15 protein-coding genes, 1 pseudogene and 1 riboswitch are annotated in these 18,257 nt (G+C 70.8%); of the genes and pseudogenes, 3 read left to right on the plus strand and 13 right to left on the minus strand.

What is annotated here, in order from left to right; all coding sequences use genetic code 11:
- Window positions 1-10 precede the first annotated feature (10 nt).
- Complete coding sequence (locus ACZ6IM_RS10545) at window positions 11-883, plus strand: SMP-30/gluconolactonase/LRE family protein (RefSeq protein WP_052837632.1); 873 nt, start codon at window positions 11-13, stop codon at window positions 881-883.
- Window positions 884-960: 77 nt separating this feature from the next.
- Here the strand turns inward: ACZ6IM_RS10545 and ACZ6IM_RS10550 are convergent, their stop codons facing one another.
- The 5 genes and pseudogenes from ACZ6IM_RS10550 to ACZ6IM_RS10570 all read right to left on the minus strand — a co-directional run bounded on the left by ACZ6IM_RS10550 (window position 961) and on the right by ACZ6IM_RS10570 (window position 7,588).
- Window positions 961-2,235 carry a hypothetical protein gene (locus ACZ6IM_RS10550; protein WP_052837633.1) on the minus strand — a complete coding sequence of 425 codons (1,275 nt, stop codon included), beginning with the start codon at window positions 2,233-2,235 and terminating at the stop codon, window positions 961-963.
- Between the two features lie 90 nt (window positions 2,236-2,325).
- Window positions 2,326-3,393, minus strand: coding sequence for a zinc-dependent alcohol dehydrogenase family protein (locus tag ACZ6IM_RS10555; RefSeq protein WP_052837634.1), 1,068 nt, complete (start codon window positions 3,391-3,393; stop codon window positions 2,326-2,328).
- Between the two features lie 52 nt (window positions 3,394-3,445).
- Window positions 3,446-4,792 (minus strand): MFS transporter, encoded by a 1,347-nt coding sequence (locus ACZ6IM_RS10560; RefSeq protein ID WP_052837635.1) that lies wholly within the window; start codon window positions 4,790-4,792, stop codon window positions 3,446-3,448.
- Between the two features lie 188 nt (window positions 4,793-4,980).
- Window positions 4,981-5,217: pseudogene (locus ACZ6IM_RS10565) on the minus strand (MmyB family transcriptional regulator); the annotation flags it as partial.
- A 316-nt stretch (window positions 5,218-5,533) separates the two neighbouring features.
- The gene (locus ACZ6IM_RS10570) at window positions 5,534-7,588 is read right to left on the minus strand and encodes a TerD family protein (RefSeq protein WP_469555935.1); all 2,055 of its coding nucleotides are present in this window, start codon (window positions 7,586-7,588) and stop codon (window positions 5,534-5,536) included.
- Between the two features lie 498 nt (window positions 7,589-8,086).
- Here ACZ6IM_RS10570 and ACZ6IM_RS10575 point away from each other — a divergent pair, with 498 nt between their 5' ends.
- Both ACZ6IM_RS10575 and ACZ6IM_RS10580 read left to right on the plus strand, forming a co-directional pair.
- Window positions 8,087-8,932, plus strand: coding sequence for a DUF1963 domain-containing protein (locus ACZ6IM_RS10575; protein ID WP_469555828.1), 846 nt, complete (start codon window positions 8,087-8,089; stop codon window positions 8,930-8,932).
- 47 nt (window positions 8,933-8,979) lie between these two features.
- Window positions 8,980-9,204: a hypothetical protein gene (locus tag ACZ6IM_RS10580; RefSeq protein ID WP_469555830.1), complete on the plus strand. Its 225-nt coding sequence runs from the start codon at window positions 8,980-8,982 to the stop codon at window positions 9,202-9,204.
- Between the two features lie 826 nt (window positions 9,205-10,030).
- On the opposite strand, the gene ACZ6IM_RS10585 is transcribed toward ACZ6IM_RS10580, so the two are convergent.
- The 8 genes from ACZ6IM_RS10585 to ACZ6IM_RS10620 form a co-directional block, all read right to left on the minus strand.
- Complete coding sequence (locus ACZ6IM_RS10585; RefSeq protein ID WP_125503127.1) at window positions 10,031-10,816, minus strand: ABC transporter ATP-binding protein; 786 nt, start codon at window positions 10,814-10,816, stop codon at window positions 10,031-10,033.
- Window positions 10,813-11,928, minus strand: a complete 1,116-nt coding sequence (locus tag ACZ6IM_RS10590) for a FecCD family ABC transporter permease (protein ID WP_125503125.1) — start codon at window positions 11,926-11,928, stop codon at window positions 10,813-10,815. The genes ACZ6IM_RS10585 and ACZ6IM_RS10590 overlap by 4 nt, the downstream gene beginning before the upstream one ends.
- Window positions 11,925-12,875, minus strand: coding sequence for an ABC transporter substrate-binding protein (locus ACZ6IM_RS10595; protein WP_240661440.1), 951 nt, complete (start codon window positions 12,873-12,875; stop codon window positions 11,925-11,927). The genes ACZ6IM_RS10590 and ACZ6IM_RS10595 overlap by 4 nt, the downstream gene beginning before the upstream one ends.
- Before the next feature lie 123 nt (window positions 12,876-12,998).
- Window positions 12,999-13,119, minus strand: a riboswitch (cobalamin riboswitch).
- 91 nt (window positions 13,120-13,210) lie between these two features.
- Complete coding sequence (locus ACZ6IM_RS10600) at window positions 13,211-13,960, minus strand: class I SAM-dependent methyltransferase (protein ID WP_125503121.1); 750 nt, start codon at window positions 13,958-13,960, stop codon at window positions 13,211-13,213.
- Window positions 13,929-15,197 (minus strand): MDR family MFS transporter, encoded by a 1,269-nt coding sequence (locus ACZ6IM_RS10605; protein WP_125503119.1) that lies wholly within the window; start codon window positions 15,195-15,197, stop codon window positions 13,929-13,931. The genes ACZ6IM_RS10600 and ACZ6IM_RS10605 overlap by 32 nt, the downstream gene beginning before the upstream one ends.
- On the minus strand, window positions 15,190-16,431 hold the full coding sequence (locus ACZ6IM_RS10610) for an ATP-grasp domain-containing protein (protein WP_125503117.1): 1,242 nt from the start codon (window positions 16,429-16,431) through the stop codon (window positions 15,190-15,192). The genes ACZ6IM_RS10605 and ACZ6IM_RS10610 overlap by 8 nt, the downstream gene beginning before the upstream one ends.
- Window positions 16,428-17,450, minus strand: coding sequence for a cysteine synthase family protein (locus ACZ6IM_RS10615; protein WP_191880128.1), 1,023 nt, complete (start codon window positions 17,448-17,450; stop codon window positions 16,428-16,430). The genes ACZ6IM_RS10610 and ACZ6IM_RS10615 overlap by 4 nt, the downstream gene beginning before the upstream one ends.
- The gene (locus tag ACZ6IM_RS10620) at window positions 17,447-18,253 is read right to left on the minus strand and encodes a GHMP family kinase ATP-binding protein (RefSeq protein WP_397722990.1); all 807 of its coding nucleotides are present in this window, start codon (window positions 18,251-18,253) and stop codon (window positions 17,447-17,449) included. Before ACZ6IM_RS10620 ends, ACZ6IM_RS10615 begins: the two co-directional genes overlap by 4 nt.
- Between the last annotated feature and the right edge of the window lie 4 nt (window positions 18,254-18,257).

Raw genomic sequence — 18,257 nt, forward strand, 5'->3', positions numbered from 1 at the left:
GCGCCCCACCATGACCGATCTGTCGCCTCTGGGCGCACCGGACCGCCTGGAACTCGGCGAGGGCATCCGCTGGGCCGACGGCCGGCTCGTCTGCGTCGACATCCTCACCGGCCGCCTGCTCACCGCGGACGGCGAGGGCACCGCCGGGCTGCGGACCCTCGCCCGTCTGGACGTACCGCTCGGCGCGGTGGCCCCCGTCGCCGGTCGGCCCGGCACCTGGATCGCGGCCGCCGGCACCGGCATCTGCCTGCTCACCCCCGGCACGGACCCCGAGTGGCTGGCCGACCCCGAGCGGGCCGCGCCGACCGCGATGCGGATGAACGACGGCTGCGCCGACCCGCACGGCCGCTTCTGGGCCGGGAGCATGGCCTACGACGGGACACCGGACGCCGGCTCCCTGTACCGGACCGGCCCCGACGGCACGGTCACCAGGGTCCTCAGGGGCGTCACCGTTCCCAACGGCCCTGCCTTCGACCGGGACGGCACCACCATGTACCTCGCCGACAGCGCGCGTGGTCTCGTACGGCGCCACTTTGTGGACCCGCGGGACGGCGGCCTCGGCGAGGGCGAGGAGTTCGCCCGGATCACCGAGGGCAGCCCCGACGGCATGACCGTGGACGCCGAGGGTGCCCTGTGGACGGCGGTCTGGGGCGCGGGCGAGGTCCGCCGCTACCTGCCCGACGGCACCCTGGCGACGGTACTGGGCCTGCCGGTGACCCAGCCCGCAGGCGTCTGCCTCGGCGGCGCGGACGGACGCACCCTCTACGTCACGACTGCCCGGGTGGGACTGGCCGCCCCGGGACCGCTCGACGGGGCGGTGTTCCGCGCCCGGGTGGAGGTGCCCGGCCTGCCGACGGCCGGCTACCGCTCCAGGGCGACCTGACCGCCGTACGCCCCAAACGCCTGTGCCCGGCACCTCGGGTCCGCCGAGGTGCCGGGCACAGGCGTTTGGGGCGGGCGTCAGCCGGGCAGCACCGCCACCGCTCCCAGAACGTCCCTCCCGCAGCACACCTCCACCCGCGCAGCGCCCGGACCGGCCGGCAACCGGGTGTCGAGGACCAGGGGCGTACCCGCCCCGCACGCACCGACGGGCAGCCGCCGCAGCACCCGGCCGGCCGTGTCCCGCACCAGCAGGGCCGCCGGGCCGCCGCCCGACGGCACGCACACGCCGGTCACCTTCCCCTCGGCGTACGTGAGCGGCTCGCCCCACCAGGCGTGCGCGCCGACCGAGGTCACCGCGCCGAGCCGGGGACCGAGCGACACGGTGCCGTCCAGCGCGGTGGTGTCGCCGGGCGCCAGTTCGCGGTACGGACCGAGCGCCTCGCACTCCACGATCCGGTGGCGCGGACGCAGGCCGCCCAAGTGTTCCAGCGGCGCGTCCAGGGGGTGTTCCATCCACACCTCGGCCCGCGAGCCGTCGTCCGTGTAAGCGGCGAAGGGGTCGACGGGGAAGCGGTAGGTCCAGGTGCCGGCCGGGCCGACGTGGGCGATCCACCCGGCCGCGTCGGGGAAGCCGACCTTGCCGACCACGTCCTGCGCCGGGACGTGCAGGACGTCGCCGTGTCGCTCGACCCGCGGCCGGCCGGTGCCCGCGACCAGGTCCACGGTGGCCGGCGCGCCCGACCCGGACGTCCCCAGCCACACCCCGTCTCCCGGCCGGTCGGCCGGACACCCCGGCAACTGGGTCACGTTCCACAGCGCCCACCGGACGGTCCGTGCCGAGACGTTGTGGGCGCTGAGCCGCAGCGCGAAGTCGCACCGGCCGGACGCGAGAGTGATCCGGCGGGTCAGGCGGAGCCCGGTGCGCGGATCGTCGCCGCTGGTGAGCGTGATGTCGGCGCGCGAGCCGTCGTCGGCGACGTCCACCTCGCAGGCGTACGCCCCCGAGTCCAGGACGGGGTCCGGTGGGCCCGCCCACTCCCCGGGCCCCGACCAGCCCTGCGGGGCGGGCCAGGTCTTGTCGCCGCCCCAGTTGTGCCAGGCGGACATCGGGCCGTCGTGGGGGCCGACGGCACGCGGGTCACGGGCGTTGAGCGCGTCGTCCAGGAGTTCCGGGTCCCGGTGCAGGAACTCGCGGCCGTCCAGGACCGCCGACAGGAGGCGGCCGCCCAGCGCGGGGGCGATCAGCAGGCGGACCAGGCCGTTGTCCACCTCCACGATCTCGTGTCCGGCGCGCGCCCGCCGGACGGCGCTGACCCGGCCCTGGCGATCTCGGTGGGCGGGTGTACTGCTCACGGAGGTGCTCCTCGGAGAACGGGCCCGGACGGCAGTGGAGTCACCGCCGTCCGGGCCGCGCGGTGGGAAAGGATGCCGCGGCGCGTGCGGTCAGTCCTCGAAGACGAGGCAGACCTTGCCGGCGGCGCGACCGGCCGCCGCCTCGTAGGCGCGCTCTGCCCCGGTGAGCGGGAAGCGGTCGCTGACCAGCCGCTCGGGGTGCAGTTCCTGCCGGGCGAGCAGTTCGGCCAGCCGGGTCATGCCCTGCACGGAGGTGACCCAGGAACCGGAGATCAGCACCTGCTTGTGGAGGACGTCGTCCGAGACGTCGAGAGTCATCTGCCCGCCCTCGCCGACGAGCGCGAGCCGGCCGCGCACCCGCAGCGCCTTGAGGGCGAGGGAGCGGGCCGCGGGGTGACCGGAGCAGTCCACGGCCGCCTCGACACCGGTGCCACCGGTCAGCTCCAGCACCCGCTCCAGCGGCTCGGCGGAGGAGTCGAGCACCTCGTCGAACAGCCCGAGCGAGCGGGCCCACTCCATCCGTTCGGGGACGACCTCGGCGCCGTACACGGTGCGTACGCCGAAGGCGCGGGCGACCATGGCGGCCGCGGCGCCGACCGGGCCGAGCCCGGTGACCAGCAGTCGGTCCGCCCCGCTCAGCGCGATCCGGGAGAGCGCCTCGTAGACCGTGCCGATGCCGCAGGCGATGAAGGCGCCGTCGACGTAGGTGAGCGGCTCGGGCAGCGGGACGCAGGTGTTCTCCTCGGCGAGGAGGTACGGGGCATGGCCACCGTCGCGCTGCCAGCCGTAGGCGGCGCGGGCCTTCGATGTGCAGCCGATGAAGTAGCCGCGTGCGCACTCGTCGCACTGGCCGCAGCCGGAGATGTGGTAGACCGCGACCCGGTCGCCGGGCTGGAGCCGTTTGCAGCCGGGGCCCACCTCGACGACCTCGCCGGCCGGTTCGTGCCCGGCCACCACGTCGTCGTAGCGGGCGCCGCCCTCACCGATGTGGCCGTTGTAGATGTAGTGGATGTCGCTGCCGCAGATCCCGGACGCGCGCGTACGCAGGACGACCTGGCCGTGGCCGGCCCGGGGCCGGGGCGTCTCGCGCAGGTCGACGGTGCCGTCCCCCGGCAGGAAGGCGCCGGTCATCGTGGCGGTGCTGGAGGCTGTGCTCATGTCGTTCCTCGTTGCTTCGGGTACGGAGTGTCGGGGGAGGGGGCGCGGCCGGTCAGGACGCCTGGAGGTCCTTCGGCGCGAGGGAGACCGCCGGCGCGGGGCCACCGGTGCGGCGCGACCCGGGGTCCTCGGGCACGTCCAGGTAGCGCCAGGTGAGCAGGGCGCCCGCCAGGTACATGCAGATGTAGACGATGACGACGCCGGTGTGGCCCACGAGGGGGTCGACGACGGAGTACGTCAGGGGCCCGACGAAGGTGGACAGTCCGGCGGCGAGGCTGTAGATGCCCATGGCGTTGCCCTTGTCCTCCTCGGGTACCAGGGACGGGAGCAGCGCGGACAGCGGGATGTACCCGGCGAGCATGATGCCGTAGACGACCGTGGCCAGCAGGGCGACGGCGTAGTTGCCGGGGGCGAGCTGGGGCACCCAGTAGACGAGCGCCACGCCGAGCGCGCAGCCGACGCCGCCGGCCCAGGCGATGGTGGAGCGCCAGCCCAGCCGGTCGCTGATCCGGCCGAAGAACGGGTCGGCGAGGATGCCGATGACGCCCATGAAGGTGACCAGGGCCAGGTACTTCGATTCGCTGATGCCGATGTCGTCGGTGAAGAACGACGGCAGGAAGACGAAGAACCCGAAGTACGGCGTCGTGTTGATCATCCGGACCACCGCGGCGATCCCGATGCGCGGATGGCGCTTGAGGACACTGACTCCGCGCAGCAGTTCCGACCGGAAGGAGAAGTCCGGTGCCGTGGTGTCGACCATCGGCCGGGTGCCGCGGGCTTCCTTGACGGCGAAGGAGCCGATCGCCGCGCCCACCGCGACCAGCCCCAGGGACAGCCAGAAGGTGGAATAGGCCCCGACCAGGGGGATGCTGACGGCGGCGATGGCGGAGCCGATGGTGGGCAGCCCCGCGCTGTAGGCGAACCAGAACCAGCCGGCGGCGGAACCGCGCAGTTCCCTGCGGGCGGTGAGCTGGATCCACAGCAGGAACGCGTAGGCGAACAGCGGATAGGCGATGCCGCGCAGGCCGTAGAAGACGTAGACGAGTACCTGGTTCTCGCTGGGGAGGGCCAGGGTGAGGAAGAGGACCTCGAAGACGATCCAGAGCACCGCGCCGATCCGCATGACACGGCGCGGTCCCCATACGTTGGACAGGGCGCCGGAGAGCCAGGAGCCGAGGGCGACGAAGGCGCCGTAGACGCTGATGACGAGACCCGCGCCGGAGGAGGTGAAGCCGCTGTCGCGGAGGTACGGCTCCAGGTAGTTGGACTCCACGCCGTCACCGATCATGAAGATCAGGACCGCGACATATCCCCACATCAGGGGGCGGGGGATGCCTATGCGCTCCACCCAGGGCAGCGCGCTGCGCGACACCGTCGGCGCGCCGGGGGCTGTGCTCATCGAAGTTCCTTCCTGGGCCCGGGGCAGGCCGGGGACGTAGCCGGAAGCGGCAAGCGCAGCCATTAAATATGAATTAATCCGGGGTTTCAATGGTGGCCCCGGTCACAGCGGGAAGACCGCCCCGTACCGGCGCAGTGCCGCGCTGTCACGCCCCTCGTCGGCCACGGGCTCGCATCGGGGGCTTCGCCTCAGCGGCTGGAGAGCCGCTCGTCGAGGGAGTCCGCGGCCTGCGAGGCGGCCCAGGAGGCCGGCAGGCGCAGGCCCTCCTCGGACGGCGAGCCGGGCTCGGCGGTATGGATCAGCAGGGTGAGGCCGGGCTCGGCGTCGACGGCCGAGCCGTGCCAGGAGAGGGTGAGGTCGCCGACGACGGAGTGGTGGAAGCGTTTGCTGTCGGTGTCGGTGCCGGTGCCGGTGCCGTGACGACGACGAACGCGGGCCCGGCGGTGACGGCGTCCAGGGTCCACAGAAGACTCTCGGGCGGCTCGCGCTGCTTGCCGCCCGCGCGGGGCCGGGCGGGCGAGCGCGTCGGAGCCCTCCTGGGCTTGGGTGAGGTGCAGCAGGTGGGCCCGTTCGACACATCTCGCCGACCGACGGCGAAGTCGCACGGCTCAGTGCCGTCGGCCGGCCCTGAGGAGCCTCGACGTCCCGTGAGTGTCCTCTTGCGGAGGTCGGAGGGCGGGCCTGTGCAAGAGGACGCTCACGGCGGGCACAGGCGGCGTTGCTGCCATCTGCACCCGGGTGTCATCCGGCCGCCGTGCGTACCTTGGGCGGCGTCCGGCGTGTCGTAGGGGCGTCCAGGTGGAGGACGACGGTGGTGTAGAAGCGGTGCACGGCATCGTCCACGCTTCGGATGAAGCCGGTCTCGGCGTTGCCGCGGCCGCTCCCCATGCTCTTGAGCAGGGACAGACGGAACCCAGTGATCTTGGCGTTGTTGTCCTTGGGGAGCAGGTCCGCCGGCTCGGGGCGCAGCCGCTCCAGGGTTCCGCGGGGGCCTGCGGCTTCGCTGTCGACGAGGGTTTCGACGTGCAGGTCCGCCGGTGCCTCGGCCAGGCGCCGGATGAGTCGCTTGGCCCAGCTCAGGGGGTAGCCCTGTTCGGAGGCCGGGATGTCGATGCCTGTGCGCAGCTTGCCGGTGCGGAGATCGGCGCTGACGGTCAGGACGCCGGGGGTGCCGTCGATGCGCAGGTCCGCTTGGAGCCGCCCGTTGAGGCAGAGCTGGTCGGCGAGGCGGTTTCGGCGCTCTTTGGGGTCCGTTCCGCGCTTGGCGCGCTGGACGGGCAGGACCTTCTGCCCGAGTTCGCCGCCGAGCCTCAGGCAGACCTGGCGGATGAGCCGCTCCCAGTTCTCGACCACTTCCAGTGCCCGGGCGTCGCCCTGGCAAAGGGTTTCGTCGTCGATCCCGTTGCGCACGGGGACCCATGCGGGCCCCATGTTCTGGAAGCCGTGGCAGCCTGAATTCTCGTGCTGCAGGTAGTGCAGCAGCTCCTGCAGAAGCCAGGCGTGCGCGGCGTTGCTCACGCCCTCGTGCCTGATCAGCATCTGCGCCTGGTGGGCGACTTCGGCCCAGGACAGGTGCCAGAGGGCGACCTTGTGCTTGCGTCGCTTGTCGATCTTGACGTCTACGAGCGGGCTGCCTTCCAGCGCGACGTCGTTCGTCAGCGTGATCACGGCCTCGTAACCTCGGCGCGCGGCGATGTCCATGTACGCCTGCATCTGGTCGCCCTTGAGCGCGTTGCCATTGGTCTTCGTCTCGACCAGCGCGGTCCACAGCTTGCCGGCCCGCTCCACCCGGACCACCCCGTCCGGGCGCCGCGGACTGTCCCCATGCGGCAGAGAGACCTCCGTGAACGTCTCCATACGGCCCGCCGGAGCCCCGAACCCAGCGGTGAGCCTTCTGCTGAACTCCGGCACCTGCGCCATAACCGACAGCAGTACCGAGGTGGCGCGCATCTCACGGTCCCGGTCGCTCTTGAGCACCGAGACCGGGAAGAGCCTGGCCGACTTCCAGGAGTCGTTCTCCGCCAGGGTCTTCTTGACCGTCTTGGGGAGGGTGACCTTCTTCTTGGCGGTGCGAGGACGGGCGGCCGGCTTCTTCGGCTCGCGGGTTCCGTCCTCAGGTCGGCGAGGGGCGGGGACGGCTTCCAGCGACGCATGCCTGTCCGGCTTCTCGGTCGGCTTCTCGGGCGGCGCCAGAGCCGTCGCATCCGCCTGCTCGCCGGCCTCCGTGCCGTCGAGCGTCGCTTCGGATTCTGCAGCCGCGTCGTCCTCGATGTCGACCCCGAAGTCGGTGGCCAGCCCGGCAAGCCCCGTTTCGTAGCCTTGCCCGACGGCACGGAACTTCCATCCCTCACCCCGCCGGTACAGCTCACCGAAGATGACTGCCGTCACGGAGCCGACGTTGGCGACGGCGAACCGCAGGAGGCCCTCACCGGCCGCGTCGGCCAGCGTGATCCTCACGTCGTCCAGCTCACCGAATCCGGCCTCGCCGTATCTGCTCGCGGCGACGACGATCCGGTCGATCCCGGACGGCACGGCGGTGAGGTCGAAACTGATTCGGTCCTCACTTCCGTCCGCCGTCGGCGTCTTGCCCAGGAGCTGCACGCTCCCGTCGGCGGCCACCGGATGGTTGTAGAAGTAGAAGTCGCCGTCGCTGCGCACCTTGCCGTTCGCGTCCAGTAGCAGGACCGACACATCCGCGTCGCCCTCACCGGTAGGGCTGGCCCAGCCCAGACTGACGATCACTGAACCGACGTCGTCACTCAGGTCCGCCAGGGCCACGTTCGAACCCATGATCATTTCCTGCACAAAGCCCCCTGAACCCGGCGCACCCTGGGCATGCGAAGAATTCCAGCCCATCTGTCTCTTGCGCGACACAAGTGACGGGTCGCGCGGGAAACTGTAGTACGCACCGAACGCGATCGTGGAAGTTTCGTGAAGCCGGAGGTGTCACAGCATTTTCCGGCACTGAATCGTGTATGCGACCAACCGGTACCGCGCCATGGTTGCGAGCGCGTCATACGGTGCGGAGGGCGAGCAGGCCGGTCGCCGTTGCTGAAGTGCCCGCCGCCAGCGGGGCCTTGGCGCCATTGCTGTCGATCGCGTACGACAGCGCATCTCTCGCCGCGCGACAGATCCACCATCGTGGAGGTACCCGTGGTGAAGATTCCGTCAACCGCTGCCAGCCCGTCGCCGATTCCGGTGCCATGAACAGGCAGAGCGGTTCCTCTCATGATGAGCGGCCTTCGTCGTCACGGGGGCCACGGGGTGTCGGTGGCGGGAGCTACAGTCGCTGGTGTGACGGATGACGAGCTTCGAGGAATGCTGCTTCCCTTTCGTACGCGGGCAGTTGAGCAGGGGTACCCGTGGGAGGACATAGACCCGCTGCCGGCTGAAGAGGTGGACCGGTGGATCGGCCACGTCCGGCCCTGCACGGTCCTCACCAGCGGCGGAGACGGACCGGTCGCGGGCAGGTTCGGCGGGCCGCTGCTGCTGCCCGCCGAGATCCCGGACCCCGAGCACCCGTACCTCGCTTCCGTCGACTTCGCCGCCCTGCCGAAGGACGCGACGGACCTCCCTCTGCCGCCCGACGGACGCCTGCTGCTCTTCGCCTCACTCGATGAAACGGACGGCGACGGCAACTGCGGCCAGGCCATTTACGTCCCGGCCGGCACACCGGTCGAGGAACGCGACAAGAACACCTGGAACGGCTACCCCGGCGACGACCACTACCAGAAGATCGTTGATTCGTACCCGCAGGGCGAGTTGAGAGCCAGAACCGAACCAGACCTGCCGTACCACTCACTTCCCGGGTTTCCGCACGCAGACGAGCTGGTCACCGTCTGGTGCGACACCTCTGACAGAAGAGGGCATCTGCAGATCGGCGGATACGCGGACCAGGAGGACTCCGACCCGGACCCGCTGGAAATCGTCGCGAGCTGCGCCGTCCGACAGGCGAACCGGGGGCATTGGGGCGGCGATGAGCCGGTGTCGGGCGCAGTCGAGGACTGGGTCCTGCTGGCCCACTGGAACCCGAACATCAGTGATCGGGAAGGCGCGGACGTCCAGTGGGGAATCCAGCGCGCGGACCTGGAGGCCCGTCGCTTCGACCGTACCTTCAGCACCGTCTACTGGAATCCCTGACCGGGCTCGGTGGGCGGCGGCCCTGGGATTGCTGGAGGCCATCAGATGTGGGATGTGCGCCGGGGCGGGTACCCGAGCTCGCCAAGGACTCCGCGGTCAAGGCCCGCACCCAGGCGATCAACCAGCTCAAGGCCGTCCTGGTCATCGCCGACCCCGCCCTGCCGGAACGAATGTCGAGCCTCGGTAACGCCGAGCTGTTCCCCCCTGCGCGCGCCTCGGCCCACCCAACAGAGGGGGAGACGAGGACGAAGTGGCCCAGGCCACCCACATGACGTTGCGCATGCTGGCCGAGCGCATCGAACAGCTCGCCGCGCAGATCAATGAGCTGAACCAACGCCTGACCCGGTTCGTCGAGCACCACGCACCGCATCGTCGTCCCCCGGCCGCGCCACGACCCGCGCACCCAGGCGTACTACGAATGCCGCACCGGGAGGGCAGACCCGACGTGAGGGCATCCGATGCCTTGAGCGATACGCCGCCCGCGAGGTCTTCAACCTGGTCAGACCGGTGCCCCGCACCCCCGCGTTTCAGGACCGTCTGTGATACGTGAGAGGGTCTGGGGCGTGAGTGAGACGCCACCGAACACCCTGCAATACCGCTTCGACGGGCCAGAAGACGCACCGGTCCTGATCCTCGGTCCCTCACTGGGTACCACATGGCACAGGTTGTAGATGCTGTCTTTGGGCGTCCAGGTTAGTCCAAGGTGACCGTATAACGCCAGGTCAGAGCATTTTGGTCCGTGGGAGTCGACGCAGTTGGTGACAGGTGCGTGATAGCGGCGTTTGACGAGAAGCCCCGCAGGTGCGGCCCGGCGGGGCTTCTGGATAGGTGGGTTTCTGCGTCTGTCGTGGGCATCGTTGCATTCGGGTTCTCCTCATTATTCGAGTACCCGAAGCACCGACGGGGCGACGACACGACCCTCTACGACCGGCACGTGGCCCGCCCGGAACTCGTCGCGGTCGACCAGGGCATGCCATTGGCTCCCGCAAAGCCCAGCCTTTCTTTGAGAGCCTCGGTGTCCTGGAGGCATCGGCCACGCTCCCCGTTCCGTCCCAGGCAGCGCGGATGGGTGTGGGCCAGTAACGGTGGGTGGGCCCTTCAGCTGCTCGGCTCTTCGGGGAGGAACGTCACCTGCGGGGCGCCCGTGCGCGGATGGGCGGCGACTTCCGCCGCCACTCCGTAGACCTCGGCCAGGAGCTGGGGGGTGAGGATCTCGGCCGGCGGGCCGCAGGCGACCACTTCCCCGTGGTGCAGGACGTAGAGGCGGTCGCAGTAGTAGGCGGCCAGGTTGAGGTCGTGCAGGGCGAGCAGCACGGTGGCGGGCAGGCGGCGCAGGGTGCTGAGCACGGACAGTTGGTGGCGGATGTCGAGGTGGTTGGTGGGTTCGTCGAGGACGAGGAGGGCGGGCCGCTGGGCGAGGGCGCGCGCGATCAGGACGCGCTGGCGCTCGCCGCCGGAGAGCCGGTCGAAGGGGCGGTCGGCCAGGTGGAGGGCGTCGACCGCGCGGAGTGCGGAGTCGATGAGGTCGGCGTCCTCGGGGGTGTCGCCGGCGAGGAGCCGTTTGTGCGGGGTGCGGCCCATGGCGACGACCTCACGGACGGCGAGATCGAAGTCGGCGGCCGAGTCCTGGACCACCGCCGCCACGGTGCGGGCCAGGTGCCGCACCGGCAGCGCCCAGGCGTCGCTGCCGTCGACGCGTACCTGGCCGGTGTCGGGGCGCAGGACGCGGTAGACGGTGCGCAGGAGGCTGGACTTGCCGCTGCCGTTGGGGCCGACGAGCCCGATCGTCTCGCCCGGGCGGGCGGTCAGGGAGACGTCGCGCACCAGATGGCGGGCTCCAGCGGTGAGCGTGACGCCGTCGACGCTCAGTTCGGTCGCGGTCATGCCATTCCTCGGTCGGTGCCGCGCCGGGCGTCCCGGCGCATCAACCACAGGAAGAACGGCCCGCCGCACAGGGCCGTGAGTACGCCGACGGGTATCTCCATCGGTGCGGCGATCGTCCGTGCGGCGATGTCGGCCCAGATGAGGAAGACCGCTCCGCCGAGTGCCGCCGTCGGCAGGACCCGGCGGTGGTCGCCGCCGACGAACAGGCGCACGATGTGGGGCATCATCAGGCCGACGAAGCCGATCGGTCCGGCCGCCGCGACCAGCACCCCGGTGACGAGGGAGAGCACGACGAACAGCCGGGCGCGGAACCGGGCCACGTCCAGCCCCATCGTGGTCGCCGCCTCCTCGCCGGCCAGCAGCAGGTTCAGATTGCGGGCCTGGACCATGAGGACGCCGACACCGAACAGCAGGGCCGTGCTCGGCAGCCACAGGGTGCCCCAGTTGACGCCGCCGAGGCCGCCGAGGGTCCAGGCGAGGACCGCGCGGGTCTCGTTGCCGCGGTCGGTGGTGAGCAGCAGCAGATCGAGGACCGCGGTGAGGACCGCCGCGATCGCCACCCCGGACAGCACCAGCCGTGCCGAGGTGATGCGTCCGCCGGTGCGGGCGGTGGCGTACACGAGCAGGAGCGCGCCCAGGGCGCCCACGAAGGCGGCCACCGACAGGGAGAGCGGCCCGAAGAGGGTGAACCCGAACACGATCACCGAGACCGCGCCGAGGGACGCACCGGAGGAGACGCCGAGCAGGTACGGCTCGGCGAGCGGGTTGCGCACCAGGGCCTGTAGTGCGGTGCCGATCACCGCGAGGCCGGCGCCGATGATCGCACCGAGCAGCACCCGCGGCGCCCGCACGTCCACCACGATGGTCTCCCGGGCCCGGGACCAGTCCGGATCCTGCCAGTCGGCGCCCAGAGCGTGTGTCACTATGCCCCACACCTGGCCCGGCGGTACATGCACGGATCCGATCGCGAGGCCCGCCGTCGCGGAGACGACGAGCAACGCGGTGAGGACCAGCAGCGTGACGGCCAACCGCGTAGTGCCTGTTGCTGACCCGGTGGCCCTCCGCCGTTGAACCGTCCGCTCGGTGGACGTGTCGGTGGCGGCCTGGGTCACCGGAAGCTCTCGGGGTGCAGCCCGCGGGCCAGGTCGTCGACCGCGTAGGCCGAGCGGATGCCGACCAGGGTGGCGGTCAGCGGCAGGACGACGAACCGCTTGTTCCTGATGGCGGGTACGTCGGCGAGCGCGGGCTGGGAGAGCAGGAACTCCTTCTTCTCCTCCACGCTTCCGGCGCCGGCGTAGTCGTAGATGGCGATGACTTCCGGTTTGCGCTCGACGACCTGCTCCCAGGAGACGTCGCCGAAGACGTCGTCGAGGTCGGCGAAGACGTTCTCGCCGCCGGCCAGCCGGATCAGCTCGGTGCCCAGGCTCTTGCCGCCCGCGGTGAAGGCGCTCTTGTCGCCGCTGTCGTAGACGAAGACGGACACCTCGGGCTCGCCCTCGACCTTGCCAGCGGCCTCGCCGACGCGGCCCTCGAGGTCCGCGACCAGCTTGTCGGCCCGGTCCGGGACACCGAAGACCTTGCCGATGGTGCGGATCTCGTCGTAGGTGTCCTTCATCGTCACCTGCTTCTTGCCGCAGTACTCGCGGTTGAGGTAGGTGTCGATGCCGGCGTCGGCGAACGCCTTGCGGGAGCGGCCCTCGTTCTCGGCGAAGGCGCTGCCGTAGCCTCCGTAGACGAAGTCGGGTTCGGCGTCCAGGACCCTCTCGAACGACGGTTCCTTCTCCGCCAGTTCGGGAATCGCCTCGTAGTCCTTCTTCAGCTCGGGCAGAACGGCGGAGTCAGGGAAGGCCGTGCCGACCATGCGGTCCTCCAGGCCGAGGGCGAGCATGAGTTCCGCCGGGTGCTGGTGGATGGTGACCACCCGCGACGGCGGCTTGTCGTACGTCGTCTTGACGCCGCAGTTGTCGATGGTGACCGGGAAGCCCTCGGGCACGGCCGCGGTGGCCTTCGCGTCCCCGCCGCCCTCGTCGGGCGAACCGCAGCCGGCGGCCAGCAACATGGACGAAAGAGCCACGGCAGCGACCGTCGCACGAAGGAACCCGCGTGTGCGGGCAGGGGTGAACAGCTGGGACACGTGAAGCCTCCTGGAGTCCGCGCTCCTTGGGACGGGCCCGCGACGGACCAGTGTCCTGACTCCCGGATCGACGTTCCCTCCGCCTTCCCGCGCGGTGCGCAGTGGCATGTCGGAGGGGCGCTCCCCGGTCACAGTGGCGGGACCGTGCCGGATTCGCACCGGCTTCCTGTCTCCCGTCGCGGCGATGACCAGGTGATCCTACGTTCCTCCGAGGCGACGGCAAAAGGGCGTGCGGACCCGGCCGCACGCCCCGCACCCCCTCACGCTTCGCGGACCGCCCGAAGGACGAGCCGCTCGGCACTCTCGTCGTAGGGGCGCCCGTCGAACCCGCCGAAGACCTCCACGCGGCCGAACCCCGCCTCCTCTGCCATCCGCCGCAGCTCCACCGCGCTGTACACGAACCACGTCAAGGTGGCCCGCGTCACCCGATCGCCCCGGACCAGCACCCACTCGCTGCGCAGCCGCGCCCACTCGTCCAGCACGGTGTCGGTCTGCACCATCACATCGTTGCCCCGCCGCACCACCTTGGGTGGGGTGACCCTGCGGGCAAGGAGCTCCTTCCCGGCGAGATCCAGGACGAGCGTGCCGCCGGGAGCCAGGCAGGTGTACATGGTGCGCAGCACACGCGCGTTGTCTGCGGGATCCTCGAAGTACCCGAAGGAGGTGAACATGTTGAGGACGACGTCGAAGCCGCCCGGTGCCTCGTACTCGCGGGCGTCGGCCCGCACGTACGTCACCTCGGCACCGGTGTCGGCCGACCGCTTGTGTGCCCGGTCCAGCATGGCCGGGCTCAGATCCACTCCGGTCACGCGGTGGCCGCGGCGGGCGAGCGGCACGGTGAACACCCCCGGCCCGCAGCACAGGTCCAGCACGCGCGACCCCTGCGGGAAGGTCAGTAGGGGAGAGGTGTCCAGCAGTTCCTCGGCCTGCTCGTGGCGCTGCTCGGAGAACAGGAAGTCGTGGAACTCGGTCCAGAAGTCATCGTCCTGGAATCCGCCCGTCCGTGTCATCGCGCGTCAGTGCTCCTTCATGGTCGTCGTCGGGGACAGGAGGCCGCGCCGTGCGACGGCGCAGCGTGAGCAGCAGAGGGGGAAGCAACAGACACTGGGCGGCTGCCAGCAGCCAGAACCAGCCGGTGTGCCCGGCCCGTTCGCCGAGGCCGTACAACTGCCCGCCCAGTACGCCGCTCGCGCAGGCGCCCAGGCCCGCGGCCAGCCGCTGCTGGCCGAAGACCACGGCGTCGGAGCGAGGACTGCGGCGCAGCGCCTCCAGGTCGTTCTTGAGGAACAGCACGATGTCGCCCAAGGTGATCAGCGCGCCGCCCGCCAGCAGTGCCGTCCGGGTACCGGATGCCAGCACGGCCAGGCCCGCCGCCAGGCCCGTGAAGCCGACCGCGAGGGCGAGGGCGTACGGCATGCGCCGGATCAGGTCGGAGGCGAGCGGCTGTACGACGATGACCAGCGTGAAGCAGAGCAGTAGCACCACGCTGTAGAACGCGCTGGAGGCGCGCTCGACGGCGTACACCGCCAGGAAGTGCTGGAAGTGGAAGTAGAGGTAGAACGCCAGGGCGTTGGCGACGAAAGGCAGGAGTGCCACGCCAGCGAGGAGACCTGGGCGGGCCGTGTCCTCCGATTCGACGGGATGCGTGCCGTCGGCCCCGGGCAGCCGCGCATGTCCCACCGTGACCGCAAGGAACAGCGCCGTGACGGCCGCGAACAGCCAGCCGGGCGACGACAGGACGAACGGCCCGGCGATCAACGGGCCTACGGCCATGCCCGCGTTGAGTGCCGCGTTGCCCGCCGACAGGAACGCCGGGCGGCGCTCGTCGTCGACGCCGTGCACCAAATACGCCTTGTTCGCGGGCAGGTAGAGCGCGGCACCGCAGCACGTCAGGACCAGCGCCCAGACCGCGAGGGGCGGCCAGCGCAGGGCCAGCAGGAGCCCGGCGAAACCGGCGGTGCGCACGACCAGTGCCCACAGCATCGTGCGGCGCAGCCCGATCCGGTCCGCGAGGGCTCCGCCGACGATGCCGCCGGAGAACTGCACGAGCGATGCCACGGCCAGGACGACCCCGACCGTGCCGAGCCCCATCCCGAGCCGTTCGTGCAGGAACACCGACATGAACGGCAGGACCATGAAGCTGCCGAGCGGAATGAGGAACGAGCTGAGCAGGAGGAACCGCAGCGGACCGGTGAGCGGGAACAGCGAGACCCGCAGACCCGGCCCTCGGGTGGTGCGCTCACCCACCGGGCGTCTCCCGGCCGGCCGGGTCGGTGAGGACCCGCAGGGCGCCCGCGGCGGCCACCGCACGGTGGGTGGCGAGTTCGGCGGTCTCCGCCTCGGCGTACACGATGCCCGCGTAACCGCGGCTGTCGCCCAGGTGCTCGATGAGATCGCCGGTCCGCTTGACCGGGTACCAGGCGGGCTTTCCCGGCATGTCGGTGAGCCGGTCGAGCCCGGCCACGCCGGTGAACACGCCGGGTGCGGCCGGATAGCCGAGTACGAAGGCGACGGCCGGACCACCGGGCAGGTCCGAGTCCATGAGCTGGGGGCGACGGCCGAGCGTGGCCTCGATCATCGCCTCGTACACGTTGACGCCGAGCGCCCGGCACATACCCTCCCCGACCAGGGCGCCCCCGATCCGGGGGTTGACCTCCACCACCTCCGGGCCGTCGGTGGTCAGCACGAACTCCACGTGGGCGAACCGGTCGGTGTATCCGATGGCGGCGAGCACCCGGTCGAGCCAGCGCTCCAGCGATGTCCGCTGCAGGTCGGGGAAGGCGACGGGGAAGGCGGTGATCTCCTCCCGGAAGCGCGGCTCCGGTGACATGAGCCGGCTGGAGACGCCCAGCAGCCGGGTGCGGCCGTCCCAAGTGAGCGTCTCGGCGCTGTACACCGGGCCGCTGAAATAGGGCTCAGCGAACAACCGTCCTTTCAGGTCCCGACCGGACGCCTCGGCGAGCGCCGCGTCGAGTTCGCCCTCGTCCCGGACCAGCCACACGTTCTGGCTCCCGGTGCCCGCCGTGTCCTTGAGCACGAGCGGCAGTCCCGCCTCCTTGAGCAGCAGCCCACGTGCCTCACGGTCCGGGCCGGCGTTTTCGACGGCCCTTCCGCGGGTGAGGCCCGCGTTGTGCAGCCTGTTGCGTACGGCGGCCTTGTCCCGGGTCAGCCGCAGGACGGCTGGATCGAGACCGGGCAGGCCGAGGCGTTCGGCGAGGGCAGCGCCGGCCAGGGTCCAGGTGTCGGTGGAACTGATCAGGCCGCGCAGTCCCGGGGTGCGCCGGAGCAGATCGGCGGTCCGCTCCACGTCGAAGGTGTCGGTCACGACGACGTCGAGGGTGCCGGCGGGCAGCCGGTCCAATTCGTAGGCGTAGTAGGCGGGGTCCCGGGTCAGCAGCAGCAGGCGCTCGCCGAGCCGATCGGCGGCGCGGACCAGATGGCCGAGGCCGAAGGTCAGTGACTCCAGGCAGGCCACGGTCATGCCGCCCGCTCCTTCCAGTGGGCCGGGCAGGGAGTGCGCTGCCACGTCATCCTCGACCACGGCATGGTCATCTCCTCCGGAGTGCGGACCTCGAGGGGTTTCAGCGCGGCCGGGTCCAGGGCCTCGGCGTGCCGGGCGAACACGCGCTCCACGTAGCGGTGTCCGGTGTCGGCCCCTACCACCAGGTGCAGTCGGTCGGGGTGACGGCGGGCCTCGTACGTCGCCGTCAGATAGCCGGCACCGGTGGACAGCCCGGCGAACACCGCGTGCTCGCGCAGCAGGGCGACGGCACCGGACATGGCGTGGGTGAAGTCCAGCCAGTGCACGGTGTCGTAGAGATGGTGGCGGACGTTGTCGAAGACGATCGACGAACCGATGCCGGCGATGATCGCCTCGGGATCGTGATGGTCCTGGCTGCCGAAGGTGACGCTGCCGAAGGGCTGGACGCCGACCAGACGCACCGAGGGGTCCGCAACGCGCAGGCGTTCCACGATGCCGCCGGTCGAGGCTCCGGAACCCACCCCGCCGACGACGGTCAGCCGTGCGGCCGGGAACTCCGCCGCGATCCGGTCGGCGACCTCCTGGTAGCCGAGGTAGTGGACGTCGTCGTGGTACTGGCGCATCCAGTGGTGGCCGGGATCCTCGGCGAGGATCTCGCGCACCCGTCGCACCCTCAGTTCCTGGTCGAGCTTGAGGTTCCGCGACGGTCTGACCTGCTCCACCGCGGCGCCGAGGATTTCCAGTTGGGCGAGGGTGGTGGCGTCCACGGTGGTGGACGCGACGATGTGGCACCGCATGCCGTACCGGTGGCAGGCCAGCGCGAGGGCGTAGGCGTAGATGCCGCTGGAGCTGTCGATCAGGGTCTGGCCCGGACGGACCGTGCCCCGCTCCAGCAGATGACGGACAGCGGCCAGGGCCGAGTAGATCTTCATCGACTCGAACCGCAGCAGGACCAGGCCGTCGGTGAGCCGGACGAGGTCCGGGACTTTCAGGGCGTCGGCGATGTGGGGGTGGATCACCCGTAGCCTCCTTGGGTGAAGGTGCACTGGTGGCCGAGCGAGTGGAAGAACGAGGAGAGTTCGGACTTGACCTCGGCCCGTGGGTGTGAGGCGAAGAGATAGCCGGCCAGGCAGCCGGTGTGGGCTACGAAGACGCCGTCGGCGCCGAACCGCTCACGATGAGCCTGCAGGCTGCTGAAGGTCGCCTTGGGCAGCACCTCCTGGGACAACGCGGCGCTGGTCGTCGCGGCCCGGGCGACGGCGGCCGGGTCACCCGAGTCGAAGCCCTTCAGCAGATCGGTCAGACACCGGTGGTACTCCTCGCCGCGGCGCCGGTAGTGGTCCAGCAGCAGGGGAGTGACGGCGGCGGTGTTCACCGTGCCGGGTTCCGTGACGTAGGCGGTGTGGAAGCCGATGTCCTGGCCCAGCCGCCGCACCACCCGGTGCCGGCCGCTGAGGTACAGGGCGAACTCGTCGAGGAAGACGCTGTCGGCGCGCTCGATGTCCGTCAGGACGCCGAGGACCACGTCCGTGTCGTACGGCAGGGAGAAGACACGGAACAGACAGCGCAGCGTCGCCACGATGTCCGCCGTGGAACTGGCCATCCCCACGCCCACCGGAAGTTCGGAGTGGGTGCGCCAGTCGCCAGGGGGCAGGGCGAAACCGTAGTGGTCCAGGAAGAGCCGGGCCGCTGTCGCCGACTTCTCACCCAGTGCCGGCGGACGTGGCGGGCCGGCCGTCGTCCTCGGTGTGAAGTACACCCATGAGTGGCGGTCCACGGGGAAGGACACCACCGCGATCTCGGGATCGGTGTCCGGTCGCAACGGG

The organism is Streptomyces sp. NPDC042336, assembly GCF_055581985.1.

Coding starts and splice junctions, on each gene's coding strand:
- ACZ6IM_RS10545 (WP_052837632.1), top strand. CDS start 11: ATGACCGATCTGTCGCCTCTGGGCGCACCGGACCGCCTGGAACTCGGC.
- ACZ6IM_RS10555 (WP_052837634.1), bottom strand. CDS start 3,393: ATGAGCACAGCCTCCAGCACCGCCACGATGACCGGCGCCTTCCTGCCG.
- ACZ6IM_RS10560 (WP_052837635.1), bottom strand. CDS start 4,792: ATGAGCACAGCCCCCGGCGCGCCGACGGTGTCGCGCAGCGCGCTGCCC.
- ACZ6IM_RS10570 (WP_469555935.1), bottom strand. CDS start 7,588: ATGATCATGGGTTCGAACGTGGCCCTGGCGGACCTGAGTGACGACGTC.
- ACZ6IM_RS10585 (WP_125503127.1), bottom strand. CDS start 10,816: ATGACCGCGACCGAACTGAGCGTCGACGGCGTCACGCTCACCGCTGGA.
- ACZ6IM_RS10595 (WP_240661440.1), bottom strand. CDS start 12,875: ATGTTGCTGGCCGCCGGCTGCGGTTCGCCCGACGAGGGCGGCGGGGAC.
- ACZ6IM_RS10600 (WP_125503121.1), bottom strand. CDS start 13,960: ATGACACGGACGGGCGGATTCCAGGACGATGACTTCTGGACCGAGTTC.
- ACZ6IM_RS10610 (WP_125503117.1), bottom strand. CDS start 16,431: ATGACCGTGGCCTGCCTGGAGTCACTGACCTTCGGCCTCGGCCATCTG.